We start from the raw sequence: 14,034 nt of genomic DNA on the forward strand, positions 1-14,034 counted from the left end.
TGAAACCCAACACGAATTTATTTGTTGGGTTGGGTGAAACCCAGAAGGTAGGTTGGGTGAAACCCAACACGAATTTATTTGTTGGGTTGGGCGAAACCCAACACGAATCTATTTTGTAGGTTGGGTGAAACCCAACATTAACTCACAGATAGTGGTGTTAGGTTTGGTGACTCCACCCAAGCGACTCAACTTGGTGAATATAAATAAAATCTCACAAAAACCGGGTTTCTTTATCTCTGGTCAATTAATGATAAAATCAGGGATTGTTACTGGTGAAAGTTGAAATTGGTATCGCCCGCCTGTAGTGAGATTATTGGGGGCGGTTAATCTTGGCGTTTTATGGGTAGAAATATTATGAAAAAAGACATTCCGCCTTTGTTTGGTAAAACTAAATTTATCGAAGGTCAAATAGATGAGTTTCTGGATAAGATATCTGAAGGATGTCTATATTTTGAGATGGGAATTTCCGCTTATTTAGATTCTCAATATGTGACGGCAAGCTGTGAGAATAAAATGCAGCAATTGCGGGATTTAAAGAGGCGATGCAATGAACTTAGGCGGGCGATTGAATCCCAACTATATACGGAAATGTTGATTCCTGACTCCCGGGGTGATGTTTTAAGTTTGTTGGAGGATTTATACTATTTAATTGATTTGTTTGGCGACAGTTATCAAAGCATTATTATTGAACATCCAGATATTCCAGAAGACTATGATCAAGACTTTAAAGAATTGACGGGAATGGTGGTTAAAAGTGTGGAAACTGTTGTCATTGCGGCGCGGGCTTTTTTCCGTCATCCTGATGCGGTTCGCGATCATCTTTATCGCGTCCGAGTCTATGAAACAGAAAGCGATCGCATTGCTATTAGACTCAAAACAAATATCTTTAATTCTCAACTGCCTTTGGAACGTAAAATGCAGTTACGCGACGGAGTTGATTTGATTGACCGTCTCGCTGATGCTGCTGAAGATGCTGGGGATGAGTTATCAATTTATGCGATTAAGCGAGTCCTCTAAAACTGCTTAATTATCTCCTATTTGCGGGAAAATTTAGTTAAATTTTCTCTGGTAAGCCAGTCATAAATCAGGTAAACATGGACGCGATCGCAATTTTAATTTTTCTATCCAGTGGCTTATTTCTAGGCTGGTCTTTGGGCGCAAATGATGCCGCCAATGTCTTCGGGACTGCCGTTGGTAGTCGCATGGTAAAGTTTAGTACAGCAGCCTTTATCTGTAGTATATTCGTAATTATCGGCGCAGTAGTGGGGGGGGCTGGTGCCGCTGCTGGACTCGGAGAATTAGGCGCTGTTAATACCATTGCTGGTGCTTTTACTGCTGCTTTTGCTGCTGCTTTAACCGTCTTCTGGATGACCAAAATTGGTTTACCTGTTTCCACCACCCAAGCCGTTGTCGGTGCTATTATTGGCTGGAATCAATTTAGTGGTTCCATAACAGATACCGATACCCTCATAAAAATTCTCGGAACCTGGGTTGCTTGCCCCATCTTGGGCGCTATTTTCGCCGCCGGGCTTTATTTGGTGGTCATAGCTATTCTCGACCGTCTGAGACTGCATTTGCTGCGGTTAGATCTTTATACCCGCGCTGGGTTAATTTTAGCAGGCGCTTTCGGTTCATTAGCCCTCGGCGCTAATAATATTGGTAATGTTATGGGGGTGTTTGTGTCTTCTTCACCCTTCACTAACTTTAATATTGGGTCCGTGAGTATTTCCTCAGTTCAACAACTGTTCTTAATGGGGGGAATTGCGATCGCTATTGGTGTTTACACTTACTCAAAACGGGTAATGATGACCGTTGGTAATAGCTTAATGCCTCTCTCTCCCGTCGCCGCGTTTGTCGTCGTTGTCGCCCATTCTTTAGTATTATATATATTTTCTTCCACCGGGTTAGAAAGCCTGTTAGCTAATGCCGGCTTACCGACTATTCCCCTCATTCCCGTTTCTAGTTCTCAAGCCGTCGTTGGGGGGGTTATTGGCATTGGACTTTTGAAGGGTATTAAAAGCGCCCGCCAAATTCGCTGGCGTGTTTTATTGGGTATTGCTTCCGGCTGGGTTTCCACCCCTATTATAGCAGCCATTATCAGTCTAGTTATGCTATTTATTTTACAAAATGTCTTTAATCAACCCGTCTATCAAAGTGTGGAATATCAGCTATCCCAAACAGTTTTAAACAAATTGGAACAGGTGGGAATACCTACCGAACCCCTACAAGATATCAGCGATCGCACTATTAGCGGCGGGGTCAATTTTCGAGATGAAGTTAGGGCGCGCATGACCCTAGATAAAGAACAGGAAAAACAACTGCTTTCCCTCGCCCAAATTCACCTAATATATATCGACCCTTTCCAAATTAAAAACCTGAATACAAGCTATCTCAATTCCGACCAAATTCGTGCCATTGGGCGGTTATCTGGGCGGACATTTTTTCACCGTTGGCAGTTAGCAGAAGCCCTCGCCCAAGAATCAGAGTCCTGGCAATTTCAGCCGCCCATAACCCGCTATAAAGATGATAACACCAAACTACAGCAACAACTTAATTATGTAGGCGATCGCTTTCATGCACCCCTGAGAATGGTTAACTAGGCTGACCGTCTAACTGTCAATGGCGGGATTTTTCACAACATCTAAAAGCCCTTGTAATTCCTCCCCTTCGATAACCTCAGTTTCCAAAACTTTCAGGGATATCGTATCTAATAAATCTCGGTTAAATTCCAGAATATCCAAGGCTTGTTGATAAGCATTTTCCACAATTTCCCGAACTTCTGCATCAATAGCCTCCGCTGTTTTTTCACTAATAGAACGTCGTCTATTACCATCACCCATTCCCAAAAAGTTAGGTTTTCCCCCTTCCTCATAAGCCAAAGGGCCTAGGACTTGACTCATACCGTAAGTAGTCACCATTTTTTCCGCCAAATTAGTAGCGCGGCGCAGGTCATCAGAAGCCCCATTAGTCACCCGTTCAAAAACAATTTTTTCCGCAGCCCTCCCCCCTAATAAAGTGGCAATTTGTTCGCGAAATTCAGTTTCATCCATTAAAAATCTATCCTCAGTCGGCATTTTTAATGTATAGCCTAAAGCACTTAAACCACGGGGAACAATCGAAATTTTAGCCACCTTTCCACCCCCCGGCATTAACGCCCCAACTATAGCGTGTCCGACTTCGTGATAAGCGACAATTTTCTTTTCTTTCTCACTCAAAACCCGGCTGCGTTTTTCCAGCCCAGCAACCACCCTTTCTATGGCTTCATAAAACTCTTGTTGTCCGACCAGTTTCCGATGCCTTCTCGCCGCCAACAAAGCCGCCTCATTAACTAAATTCGCCAGGTCTGCACCCCCAAAACCAGGAGTACGAGTAGCGATCGCTTGCATATCCACATCAGAGGCTAATTTAACCCGTTTCGCGTAGATATCTAAAATCGCTTTTCTACCTGCCAAGTCAGGACGATCAACCAACACTTGACGGTCAAACCTTCCCGGACGTAATAAAGCCACATCTAAAGCCTCTGGGCGGTTAGTAGCAGCTAACACAATCACCGTTTCCGCCCCCGCTGCAAACCCATCCATTTCCGTCAATAATTGGTTAAGGGTTTGTTCTCTTTCATCACTGCTACCACTTTGAAAACCGCCACCCCCGCCGCTTCTGGATTTGCCGATCGCATCTAATTCGTCAATAAAAATAATACAAGGTGCCTTCGTTTTTGCCTGTTCAAATAAATCCCTAACTCGCGCCGCCCCAGTCCCTACAAATAACTCCACAAATTCCGAAGCCGAAATGCTAAAAAACGGGACTCCCGCCTCTCCAGCCACTGCTTTCGCCATCAGAGTTTTACCTGTCCCTGGCGGCCCTACTAATAGTAAACCCTTGGGAATTCTCGCGCCAATTTCGATAAATCTTTGGGGATTTTTGAGGAAGTCTACCACCTCCGCTAGTTCAGCTTTTGCTTCCTCAACTCCCGCAATATCATTAAAGGTAATTTTTTCCGACTCTCCCTCCACATATACCTTCGCTTTACTTTTGCTAATTGATAAAGCACCTTGGGGGTCTCGTTTCATAAAAAATTGAAAAGCCGCCACTAAAATCAATGGCGGAACCACCCAATTTAACAAGACATTAAACCAGGCATTTTGGGGAGGTGGAGGCGCACCAAAATCTATTCCTAGGGCTTGTAAACGTCTGGGAAGTTCCGGGTCAAAAACTGGAGTAGTCGCTAAAATTCGGGGGGGTTCGTCTCCTTCCGATCGCAGTTGATAGCGAATTTCATTATCTCCCAGCAACACCGCTTTAACCTCCCCCCTTTCAATTTGTTGGATAAACAAACTATAGGGAACTTTGGGAATTCTGGGTCGAGTAATTTGCGGCACTAACCAATTGCCAATTAAAATCAACCCGGCTAGAATTAAGAGTAAATTAGCGATTTTTCTGGATTTAGGAATTTTCGGTTTTTTCTTAATACTCATAGGTTGATACCACAGTGGAGATCTATTATCTATTCTACTGCATTCTATCTAATGTGCGATATTGAATAGCCTCGCCAATATGGTTAGGTTTGATGTTGTCCTCTCCCGCTAGGTCGGCGATCGTCCTGGCTACTTTCAAAACGCGATCGCTTCCCCGCGCCGACAGTCCTAGACGGCGGATAGCTGCTTCGAGAAGTTGACAACTCCCCTGGTCTAGTTGACACCACCGCTGAATTTGGCGACTCTGCATCTCTGCATTACACTGTAAATGGGGTTCATCTTGGAATCGATGATAAGCCCTTTCCCGTCCTTTTTGGACTCTTTCTAGTACAGTTTCTGATGATTCCGCGTTGGAATGGCGGGTAATTTCTTCCGGCTTGAGTCGGTTAACTGCTACTTGCAAATCAATCCTATCCATCAGAGGACCTGATAGTTTTGCCCAATATTGTTCCCGTTGACGAGGAGAACAGGTACAGGCTTGTATGGGGTCGCCATAATATCCACAAGGACAGGGATTTGTACTCGCAATTAACGTGAATTGGGAGGGGAAAACGACTGATAAACGGGTGCGGGTGACGGTGACAAATCCATCCTCTAGGGGTTGTCTTAAAAACTCCAAAACATTCCGGCGAAATTCGGTTAATTCATCGAGGAACAAAATGCCGCGATGGGCTAAAGAAATCTCCCCCGGTTTGGGATAACTTCCACCACCTACCAAAGAGGGTCCAGAGGCGGAATGGTGGGGGCTACGAAAGGGGCGATCGCTCACTAAAGTTCCCCGATTTTTTAACAGTCCCGCTACCGAATGAATGCGGGTAACTTCTAGGGCTTCTTCAAAGTTTAACGGCGGTAAAATACCTGGTAAACGTCTCGCTAACATGGTTTTACCACTACCTGGCGGACCTACAAAAATGAGGTTATGACCCCCGGTGGCAGCAATTTCCAAGGCGCGGCGGGCGTGGGATTGTCCTTTAACATCTTTTAGGTCTAAATTAGTGGATTTTGGGGTAGCTAAAATCCGCGAACTATCTAACCTGATGGGCTGATGATTGTCGGGATTATTCAGAAAATCTACTACCTCGAAAATCGACTTAAAACCATACACCGAAACCCCCTGAACTACCGCCGCCTCCCTAGCGTTGTCTTCGGGAACTACTAAGCCAGTAATTCCCATATTTTGCGCTTCGGCTGCGATAGGTAATACCCCCGCTACCGGACGCAAACTTCCATCTAAGGATACTTCCCCTAAAAACAGAAAATCTCCCAATAAATCGGCTTTTATCTGTTCGGAAGCTGCTAAAATACCAATACTTATCGGGAGGTCAAAACAAGGCCCTTCCTTCCGCAAATCGGCGGGAGTTAGGTTAATTACTATATTTCCCATGGGGAAACTATAACCAGCATTTTTGAGGGTGGCTTTCACCCTTTCCCGCGACTCCTGAACCGCTGTATCAGGTAAACCTAAAACAATGATTTTGGGGAGTCCTCCCGAAAGATCTACCTCAACTCCGACTTTTACCGCATCAATACCAACTACGGACGCACTCCAAACTCTCGCTAACATAATACAATTATTGATGACTTGTAGGATGGCTATTTTTATGGTATATTAGTAGGATAAGTATTATCCTAAATTTCAGAAAATCTTAACTAACTGCTATGTCTTTCTATAAGCAAAACCTAGAAGCGTTTATTAAACTCCTGACAACTCAGCCTAAATTGTTCACTGATGCTAAATGTCAAGAACTGCTGACTTTAATTGAACCTTTACCAGATGATATCGAAACTTTATCAACGGCGATCGCTAGTTGGTACGAAAAATATGATCCCATTGTTGATGCACAATTGGACATTCTCAATCATTGGAATTTTACGGAAACTTCCCATTTCCCAGCGGCTACGGCGCGTCCTGGTGATAATTCTGCGGCGGCTACACCCACAACAATTAATAAAGAACTCCTGAAAAGTGCGATTCTCAAAACTCAACCGAAATCGCCTCACTAACCATCCTAATTAATGGCTATAAGGGAGTAAGCCATTCCCATATAGCCACTAACTTTTCAGTTGACCTCTCTCTTTAAATCCCAACATTCGCGAGAACTTCGTATAAAATCGAGTTAATGAAACTCAAAGCCAAAGCGCCAATTAAAGCACTCCAAATACCCCGACGGAGATAGAAACCTCTCACTAGCCAAGCCGCTAGTCCAAAAATCGCCATATTCAACAATAAGGTGATAATGAAACTCGAAAAAACCACGGTCAGAGGGACAGCAAACAGCCCTAAAATTGGTCGGACTAACAGATTTAATAACCCGAAAACAGCGGAGGATGTTAAGGCTTTTTTAAAGTCTTCAATTTCTACCCCGGTAAATTTGCTGAGTTTAGCAATTAAAAATAAGCTGACCGCAGTCACCAACCAAGCAATGATTAAATTCATTAGACCCATCATTTAGACCTCAGTATTAAGTTGTATGGTCGGAGGATTTCTTGATGAGATGTGTTACTAATTAATCAGCCATGACCCGCCAGCCTTGAGTTGAGTAATTCTACCTCACCCCTGAAAGAAATCTCCCGCCAACTCTATTAAACATTAAATCGGAACAACATGACATCCCCCTCTTGGACGATATATTCCTTACCTTCACTGCGGACTAAGCCTTTATCCTTAGCCGCATTCATAGACCCATGAGTAACTAAGTCTTGATAAGCTACGGTTTCGGCGCGGATAAAACCCCTTTCAAAATCAGAGTGAATAACTCCGGCGGCTTGGGGTGCGGACATTCCCTCGTGGATAGTCCAGGCGCGAGTTTCTTTGGGTCCGGTGGTCAAAAATGTTCTCAGTCCTAAGAGTTTATAGGTAGCCGCAATTAGGGATTTTAAACCGCCTTCTTGCACTCCCAGTGATTCCAAAAAGTCCTGCTTTTCGGAGTCGGAAAGTTCTACAAGTTCTGATTCTACTTGAGCGGATATAATCACAACTTGGGCATTTTCTTGGGAAGCGATCGCTCTCACTTTTTCCACCCATTCGTTACCGGTAGCCAAATCATCTTCGGACACATTAGCCGCATAAATAATCGGCTTTCTGGTCAATAAACCCAAGCCCTTAATCGCCTCGGCTTCTTCTTCGGATAAATCGACCAAACGGGCAGATTTTCCCTCGTTTAAGACGGCGGCAATTTTCTCTAAAGCACCCAATTCTAACTGGGCTTCTTTGCTAGTGCGGGCTTGTTTGCGGGTGCGTTCTATGCGACGTTCTACCTGAGACAAATCACGATAAGCCAATTCCAGATTAATAATTTCAATATCCCGCACCGGATCGACGGAACCGGACACATGAATAATATCATCATTTTCAAAGCAGCGGACGACCTGAACGATCGCATCTACCTCCCGAATATGGGAGAGAAACTGATTACCCAATCCCTCCCCTTGACTAGCACCTTGCACGAGTCCAGCGATATCAACAAATTCAATTCTGGTAGGGACAATTTGTTCGGAATTAGAAATTTTAGCTAATACCTGTAAACGTTGATCAGGAACCGCGACGACCCCGACATTAGGTTCAATGGTACAAAAGGGAAAATTAGCAGCCTGGGCTTTAGCGTTAGCAACTAGGGCATTAAAAAGAGTAGATTTTCCGACATTAGGTAATCCTACAATTCCGGCGGTAAGCATACAGTTCTATAAAATTTTTATAGTGGTTGGATATATGTTATAATACCAGTAAACAGTCAAAATCTAAATAATAGATCAGCCGGAATCTGCGACCTGTGTGGATGTGGATCAATTATGGATCAAAATCAAACTCCCCTATTAACAGCCCTTAAACAAGCGGCGGAAACACCGGGTGCGGCTTTTTATACCCCAGGACATCGGCGGGGACAGGGAATTCCCGAATCTTTGGCCGCGGTTTTCGGGTCGCAAGTATTTAGGGCGGACTTGCCAGAATTGCCAGAATTAGATAATCTATTCGCACCGGAGGGAGTGATTAAACAGGCTCAGGAATTAGCAGCGGCAGCGTTTGGGGGCGACCTGTGCAGATTTTTGGTCAATGGTTCAACGGTGGGGATTATCGCGTCAATTTTAGCGACCTGTGACCCAGAAGACAAAATTCTCCTACCGCGAAACATTCATAAATCGGTAATCTCAGGATTAGTGATATCGGGGGCGCGGGCTATTTTTATTAATCCTGAATATGACCAGGATTGGCATTTACCGCTGAGTCTGACCCCAAAAGCGATCGCCCAAGCCCTAGATGAACACCCAGACATCAAAGCCGTGATGGTAGTATATCCCACCTATCACGGCATCTGTGGTAATTTAGCAGCCATAGCCACCATAGTTCATAACTATAACATCCCCCTACTGGTAGACGAAGCCCATGGCGGACATTTTCACTTTCATCAGCAACTACCCCCAAGCGCCCTACAATGCGGGGCTGATTTAACGGTACAATCTACCCATAAAGTGCTAGGGGCAATGAATCAAGCCTCAATGGTACAGATTAAAGGCGATCGCATCAACCTCACCCGTCTGGATAACGCCCTACAAATGCTACAAACCACCAGCCCCAGTTATCTGCTGTTAGCTTCTCTGGATGCAGCCCGCCATCAAATGGTCAATCAGGGTCAAAAAAGGCTCACAGAAGCGCTAGAATTAGCACAGAGGGCAAAAACTCAATTAGAAAACTTACCCGGTTTACGGGTCTATCATCCCCCGGTAACTGCTGGGTGTGTTGCTTTAGACCCAACCCGGTTAACGGTTAAGGTCAGCGACTGCGGGTTAAGTGGTTATGAAGCAGACACAATTCTGCATCAACAGTTTCGGGTAACTGCTGAGTTACCAGATCTCGAACACTTGACGATGATCATCAGTCCCGCCAACAGCCAAGCCGATATCGATCAGATGATTAAGGGATTCGCATTTCTCAGCCAACAGGCTGTATCTGGAGAACTAGAAAATTCCCCCACACTAAACCAGCAGGACTGGCAGATGATCGATACTATATCAGCCTTTGCTACCCCCATAGCTGAGGTTTCCGCCATGTCTGTCCGAGATGCCTTTTTTGCCAAAACCATCTCACTACCAACTCCAGACTGTCCGGGTAAAATTAGCGCTGAGTGTGTTTGTCCCTATCCCCCAGGTGTGCCAATTTTGTGGCCGGGGGAAGCTATATCTAAAAAAGCGATCGCATTTTTGCAACAGGTACAAGCCTTGGGGGGAGAAATTACCGGATGTAGCGATAATACCTTAGCAACCCTGCGGGTAATTGATCATTGAAACTCCCGCCCTGGCTTTCTATTTCAAGTCCCCTAGCAGCACAAGTCACCAATTATTTTATGTCTTCCCCACTTTGGCCTTATATTACCCCAGGCATTCCCGATGACCTATTTGAACGTTTACCAGGAATTCCCATGAGTAAACGGGAGGTAAGATTGCTGTTGATTTCCTATCTACGGCTACAGCCAGATTGTATAGTGTGGGATATTGGGGCGGGAACTGGAACCATTGCGGTAGAAACTGGTTTATTATGTCCCCAGGGTAGAATTATTGCCGTGGAAAGAGATGGGGAAGTGGCTAATCTGATCCGCACTAATTGCGATCGCTTCGGTGTCACCAATGTAGATGTCATTGAAGGAAACGCCCCCGACTGTTTGCATGGACTCAAGAACCTTCCCCACCGCGTCTGTTTAGAGGGAGGAAAAGCCATCAAAGATATTCTAGTTACGGTGTGGCAATATTTACAGCCCCAAGGCCGTCTTGTAGCCACTGCGTCAAATTTAGAGACCTTGTACCTAATTTCGGAAGGGTTTGCTCAATTACAGGTGCGGAATGTGGAGGTAGTCCAATCTTCCATTAACCGCCTGGAGAGTCGAGGGCGATCGCAAAGTTTAGTAGCAATTGATCCTATGTTTATCCTTAGTGGTGAGAAAATCAGTTAATGCGGAAATTACCCCTTATTCTACCCTAGGCGGTCAGGGTAACTTCTCTGTCATCTTTTGCCAATTTGCTATTCAGTTCACTTGTTAATCAACCATGTCTTGGTCTCGTGTCATCAGTGGAATTGTGGCGATCGCCCTCGCCTTGCTCATGCTAACCCTAGGGGGATGGTACTTTACCCTCGGCTTTGGGGTGATTGTGTACCTAGGTCAGTTAGAATACTTTCAACTGGTGCGGGCTAAAGGCATCGAACCAGCCGGGAAAACTACCCTAGTTGTCAGTCAAGCCCTATTAGTTACGGCGGCGATCGCCCCCAACCTAGTAGATGCTATCTTCGCTCTAGCCGGAACCCTGATCTGCTTCTACTTGCTATTTCAACCCAGAATCTCTAGCATTGCTGATATTGCCGCCTCCATTTTGGGTCTGTTTTATGGTGGATACTTACCCAGTTATTGGATTAGGCTACGGGTGGGGCTAGATGGTTCCAGTCCCCTGTTAACCCATGTCACCACTAACCTACCTCAACTCAGATACTTTCCGCCATCGTGGGATTTATCCTATACCCTCACTGAAGGATTGACCGCCAGTCTGCTGGCTTTTGGTTGCATTTGGGCGGCGGATATTGGCGCATACATTTTTGGGAAATTTTTGGGGCGGACCCGACTTTCTGATATTAGCCCCAAAAAAACCGTAGAGGGCGCTATATTCGGGATTTTAGGTAGCATTGGAGTGGCGATCGCTGGTGCTTGGTTTCTGCAATGGCCGCAGTTTCTCTGGACAGGTTTCGCCCTGGGTATTATAATTGGCATAGCTAGTCTTTTGGGAGACCTGACCGAATCAATGATGAAGCGCGATGCTGGAGTCAAAGATTCCGGTCAACTCATCCCCGGTCACGGCGGCATTCTCGATCGCGCTGATAGCTATGTTTTTACCGCCCCCCTAGTCTATTACTTTGTCACCTTGGTGCTACCTTTATTCAAAACCTAGGGATTGACCCAAATTTTCCCCCGTAGGGTAAGCTGTTCCTTACTGATACTCAGATCCTCAATATCTACATCAGTTCCTAAGTCAATCGGAATTGACTCTAGCACAGTGGCACTAATGAGGGGATCGGCTTTGATATAGGGCTGGTGTAGTAACAGTTGGGTGGAACTGATCCGCTGTAATTGGCTATCTAAACTAAGGGCGATCGCCCCATGGGAATCTGTGATTAAATCAGCATTTAAGGTCAGGCGATCGCTATTGAGCCTTAATTGCAGATGTTCGAGGGTTCCCTCAGTCAGTGGTAAGTGAGACTGTAGCAGTTGGGTAATGGCATTGGCTAGAAGTGGCGAACTCACGGAAGCATTAAGATCCGAGGCGAGAATTTGCAAATCACAATCAACCGGGATCGCTTCCAGAAGCTGTAAAGGCTTACCCTGGAGAACCTGACGTAAATTGATACGGATACCGGAACTACTCAAAGCCACTTGGGAAAGATGCAAGCCCTGATAAATCACAGCCTTGGCTGAGACGGACACGGTGGGAATAGATCCCCTTAGTAGCGATCGGTTACCACCTCCGACGTGGATTTTTAAAGATTCTACCCCCTCCACTTGCGATCGCAACCAAAGCTGTAGCGCCGCCGATAGAACCGTTGCGATCAGTTTCTTTTCCTCAGTTTTAGTCCCCGTCATAATCTCGCTGTTAATTTGTTATCAAAAAATCAAGAATTGTTGTAATATTGGTATATGCAGCATAGATATATGCAAGAATCTAACTCGTCAGTCTCACCTACAGATTGATCCACTACTACGGAAACTCCTATAACTCCCATAGTTAAGGAAAATCAGTGCCTTCTACCCAGCAAATCACCCCGTTGTAATCCAACATCCATAAGGGATGCCCTGTCGTCAACCTCTATGAATGAAAGGCTACAGAAAATCATATCTCACTGGGGAGTCGCCTCTCGTCGTCATGCCGAGGAGATGATACTATCAGGAAGGGTCAAAGTAAATGGCGATCGCGCTTATTTAGGCCAGAAAGCAGATCCCAAATGCGATCGCATTGAAATTGACGGACGCGCACTGCACCCTTCCAGTCAACCCCAACCCCTATACCTACTGCTAAATAAACCCCTAGGCGTAGTTTGCACCTGTGCAGAACCCCAAGGCCGAAAAGCGGTTTTAGACCTGCTGCCGCGTCAAATGCGAGTCGGACAGGGACTGCACCCCGTAGGTCGCTTAGACAGCGACTCAACCGGTGCATTACTCATCACAAATGATGGTGAACTGACATTTCTTTTAACCCATCCCCGTTATCATGTAGCTAAAACCTATCAAGTTCTAGTCCAAGGCTGTCCTCCAGAATCTGTTTTAGAACAGTGGAGACAAGGTATCCTACTATCTGGTAAAAACACATTACCAGCTCAAGTTAGGCCCATCGGGAAACCGAGCCGCTCTCAGACTTTGCTAGAAGTGGTTTTACGAGAAGGGAGAAACCGACAGATTCGGCGAGTAGCAGAGGCTCTCGGTTATCCAGTGGTTCAACTGCATCGGACAGCAATTGGGCCTATTTATCTCAACTCGACTGGGAAACCTGAATTAGCTTCAGGTGAATATAGATCCCTGAAAAACTCTGAAGTGCATTTGCTAAAGAATCGAGTCTGTGTCTGGAAATCTGGCAGTTGTTCTTGAGGATCATGGCTTATGAAATTAACTCTTACTCACCCAATTTTTCAAAATAGATCCGAAAATCACAAGCAACCACAAAATCGAGTTGATCATGACCAGGCACAACGCCTATCAGATATTGGTCAACAGTTGCGTGATGCCAGGATGAAAAATTCCTTCTCCTTGGGTATGGTGGCAGCTTATACCCGTATTCGCACCCATTTACTCCAAGCCATCGAAGAGGGTGAAATAGATAACCTACCTGAACCTATTTATACTCAGGGTCTGATTCGCCAATATGCGGATGCTTTGGGGCTGAATGGAGAGGAGTTAGCCAATTTCTTTTTACCGGAATCTGGGGAAAAGACTCTGGCGCGATCGCTTAAATTGCTGTCTCTGCCACAATTACGGCCAACTCATCTGTATCTAACTTATACTCTACTGATTATTTGTGCCGTTAATGCGCTGTCTTATCTGGTTCCCCAATCCGGTGAATTAGCAGTTACACAGACAGAATCAGCTAGTGGGGATACTGTGGTCACGCCACAGCCAAATCCGGTAACCACAACACCATCCCCCCCACAGAGTCAGTTAGTGTCTCAATCTTCCACTACCGTAGTGGTAGCAGAATCATCAGCACCGACACCCGCACCCGCACCGACACCCGCACCCGCACCACAACCTATTATTCAGGATGTTGAAGTGGGAATAGTGGTTAAGGATGAGTCTTGGGTACTGATTGAAATAGACGGAAAAACCGAATTTCAGGGAATATTACCCGGTGGCACTCAAAAAACCTGGACAGCTAAAACTGAAGTGGTGGTAGTGGCCGGAAATGCCGGAGGCGTATTGGTGAAGGTCAACAACGGCGAAGCCAGACGCTTGGGAGAACCGGGAATGGTGCAAGAAGCGGTATTTAAGGCTGGGAATAGCGATGAAACCGCCGATATTCCCAGTTCCTAGTTCAC

At 45.5% G+C, this 14,034-nt stretch carries 13 protein-coding genes; 8 read left to right on the top strand and 5 right to left on the bottom strand.

The window, feature by feature from the left end; all coding sequences use genetic code 11:
- Nucleotides 1-354: 354 nt before the first annotated feature.
- Both P5683_RS01660 and P5683_RS01665 read left to right on the top strand, forming a co-directional pair.
- Nucleotides 355-1,017, top strand: coding sequence for a DUF47 domain-containing protein (locus tag P5683_RS01660; protein WP_008056024.1), 663 nt, complete (start codon nucleotides 355-357; stop codon nucleotides 1,015-1,017).
- Nucleotides 1,018-1,094: 77 nt separating this feature from the next.
- On the top strand, nucleotides 1,095-2,600 hold the full coding sequence (locus P5683_RS01665; RefSeq protein ID WP_315638806.1) for an anion permease: 1,506 nt from the start codon (nucleotides 1,095-1,097) through the stop codon (nucleotides 2,598-2,600).
- Between the two features lie 9 nt (nucleotides 2,601-2,609).
- On the opposite strand, the gene ftsH is transcribed toward P5683_RS01665, so the two are convergent.
- Complete coding sequence (gene ftsH, locus P5683_RS01670) at nucleotides 2,610-4,475, bottom strand: ATP-dependent zinc metalloprotease FtsH (RefSeq protein WP_006622720.1); 1,866 nt, start codon at nucleotides 4,473-4,475, stop codon at nucleotides 2,610-2,612.
- Nucleotides 4,476-4,509: 34 nt separating this feature from the next.
- On the bottom strand, nucleotides 4,510-6,039 hold the full coding sequence (locus P5683_RS01675) for a YifB family Mg chelatase-like AAA ATPase (RefSeq protein WP_046318873.1): 1,530 nt from the start codon (nucleotides 6,037-6,039) through the stop codon (nucleotides 4,510-4,512).
- A gap of 95 nt (nucleotides 6,040-6,134) precedes the next feature.
- Between P5683_RS01675 and P5683_RS01680 the strand changes: the two genes are divergently transcribed.
- A complete protein-coding gene (locus P5683_RS01680) occupies nucleotides 6,135-6,479 on the top strand; it encodes a hypothetical protein (protein ID WP_006622718.1) in 345 nt (114 codons plus the stop codon).
- Nucleotides 6,480-6,552: 73 nt separating this feature from the next.
- Here the strand turns inward: P5683_RS01680 and P5683_RS01685 are convergent, their stop codons facing one another.
- Both P5683_RS01685 and ychF read right to left on the bottom strand, forming a co-directional pair.
- A complete protein-coding gene (locus P5683_RS01685; RefSeq protein WP_108615275.1) occupies nucleotides 6,553-6,912 on the bottom strand; it encodes a phage holin family protein in 360 nt (119 codons plus the stop codon).
- 146 nt (nucleotides 6,913-7,058) lie between these two features.
- The gene (gene ychF, locus P5683_RS01690) at nucleotides 7,059-8,150 is read right to left on the bottom strand and encodes a redox-regulated ATPase YchF (RefSeq protein ID WP_006622716.1); all 1,092 of its coding nucleotides are present in this window, start codon (nucleotides 8,148-8,150) and stop codon (nucleotides 7,059-7,061) included.
- Between the two features lie 114 nt (nucleotides 8,151-8,264).
- Here ychF and P5683_RS01695 point away from each other — a divergent pair, with 114 nt between their 5' ends.
- From P5683_RS01695 to P5683_RS01705, 3 genes are all read left to right on the top strand, one after another.
- Nucleotides 8,265-9,755: an aminotransferase class I/II-fold pyridoxal phosphate-dependent enzyme gene (locus P5683_RS01695; RefSeq protein ID WP_315638804.1), complete on the top strand. Its 1,491-nt coding sequence runs from the start codon at nucleotides 8,265-8,267 to the stop codon at nucleotides 9,753-9,755.
- 59 nt (nucleotides 9,756-9,814) lie between these two features.
- Nucleotides 9,815-10,417, top strand: a complete 603-nt coding sequence (gene cbiT / locus P5683_RS01700; protein ID WP_006668978.1) for a precorrin-6Y C5,15-methyltransferase subunit CbiT — start codon at nucleotides 9,815-9,817, stop codon at nucleotides 10,415-10,417.
- A gap of 94 nt (nucleotides 10,418-10,511) precedes the next feature.
- Nucleotides 10,512-11,402: a phosphatidate cytidylyltransferase gene (locus P5683_RS01705; RefSeq protein WP_006622713.1), complete on the top strand. Its 891-nt coding sequence runs from the start codon at nucleotides 10,512-10,514 to the stop codon at nucleotides 11,400-11,402.
- Here P5683_RS01705 and P5683_RS01710 read toward each other — a convergent pair.
- A complete protein-coding gene (locus P5683_RS01710; RefSeq protein ID WP_006668979.1) occupies nucleotides 11,399-12,091 on the bottom strand; it encodes a DUF2993 domain-containing protein in 693 nt (230 codons plus the stop codon). The two genes, P5683_RS01705 and P5683_RS01710, sit on opposite strands and share 4 nt — an antisense overlap.
- Nucleotides 12,092-12,316: 225 nt before the next feature.
- Between P5683_RS01710 and P5683_RS01715 the strand changes: the two genes are divergently transcribed.
- Together P5683_RS01715 and P5683_RS01720 are read left to right on the top strand one after the other, a co-directional pair.
- On the top strand, nucleotides 12,317-13,090 hold the full coding sequence (locus P5683_RS01715) for a pseudouridine synthase (RefSeq protein ID WP_006622711.1): 774 nt from the start codon (nucleotides 12,317-12,319) through the stop codon (nucleotides 13,088-13,090).
- 12 nt (nucleotides 13,091-13,102) lie between these two features.
- On the top strand, nucleotides 13,103-14,029 hold the full coding sequence (locus P5683_RS01720; RefSeq protein ID WP_006668980.1) for a RodZ domain-containing protein: 927 nt from the start codon (nucleotides 13,103-13,105) through the stop codon (nucleotides 14,027-14,029).
- Nucleotides 14,030-14,034 lie beyond the last annotated feature (5 nt).

The sequence above is a fragment of the Limnospira sp. PMC 1279.21 genome (assembly GCF_032349615.1).
GTDB lineage: Bacteria > Cyanobacteriota > Cyanobacteriia > Cyanobacteriales > Microcoleaceae > Limnospira > Limnospira fusiformis.

What these genes read in the sequence shown, in the direction of transcription:
- P5683_RS01660 (WP_008056024.1), top strand. Translation starts at nt 355, where the DNA reads ATGAAAAAAGACATTCCGCCTTTGTTTGGTAAAACTAAATTTATCGAA.
- P5683_RS01665 (WP_315638806.1), top strand. Translation starts at nt 1,095, where the DNA reads ATGGACGCGATCGCAATTTTAATTTTTCTATCCAGTGGCTTATTTCTA.
- ftsH (WP_006622720.1), bottom strand. Translation starts at nt 4,475, where the DNA reads ATGAGTATTAAGAAAAAACCGAAAATTCCTAAATCCAGAAAAATCGCT.
- P5683_RS01675 (WP_046318873.1), bottom strand. Translation starts at nt 6,039, where the DNA reads ATGTTAGCGAGAGTTTGGAGTGCGTCCGTAGTTGGTATTGATGCGGTA.
- P5683_RS01680 (WP_006622718.1), top strand. Translation starts at nt 6,135, where the DNA reads ATGTCTTTCTATAAGCAAAACCTAGAAGCGTTTATTAAACTCCTGACA.
- P5683_RS01685 (WP_108615275.1), bottom strand. Translation starts at nt 6,912, where the DNA reads ATGAATTTAATCATTGCTTGGTTGGTGACTGCGGTCAGCTTATTTTTA.
- ychF (WP_006622716.1), bottom strand. Translation starts at nt 8,150, where the DNA reads ATGCTTACCGCCGGAATTGTAGGATTACCTAATGTCGGAAAATCTACT.
- P5683_RS01695 (WP_315638804.1), top strand. Translation starts at nt 8,265, where the DNA reads ATGGATCAAAATCAAACTCCCCTATTAACAGCCCTTAAACAAGCGGCG.
- cbiT (WP_006668978.1), top strand. Translation starts at nt 9,815, where the DNA reads ATGTCTTCCCCACTTTGGCCTTATATTACCCCAGGCATTCCCGATGAC.
- P5683_RS01705 (WP_006622713.1), top strand. Translation starts at nt 10,512, where the DNA reads ATGTCTTGGTCTCGTGTCATCAGTGGAATTGTGGCGATCGCCCTCGCC.
- P5683_RS01710 (WP_006668979.1), bottom strand. Translation starts at nt 12,091, where the DNA reads ATGACGGGGACTAAAACTGAGGAAAAGAAACTGATCGCAACGGTTCTA.
- P5683_RS01715 (WP_006622711.1), top strand. Translation starts at nt 12,317, where the DNA reads ATGAATGAAAGGCTACAGAAAATCATATCTCACTGGGGAGTCGCCTCT.
- P5683_RS01720 (WP_006668980.1), top strand. Translation starts at nt 13,103, where the DNA reads ATGAAATTAACTCTTACTCACCCAATTTTTCAAAATAGATCCGAAAAT.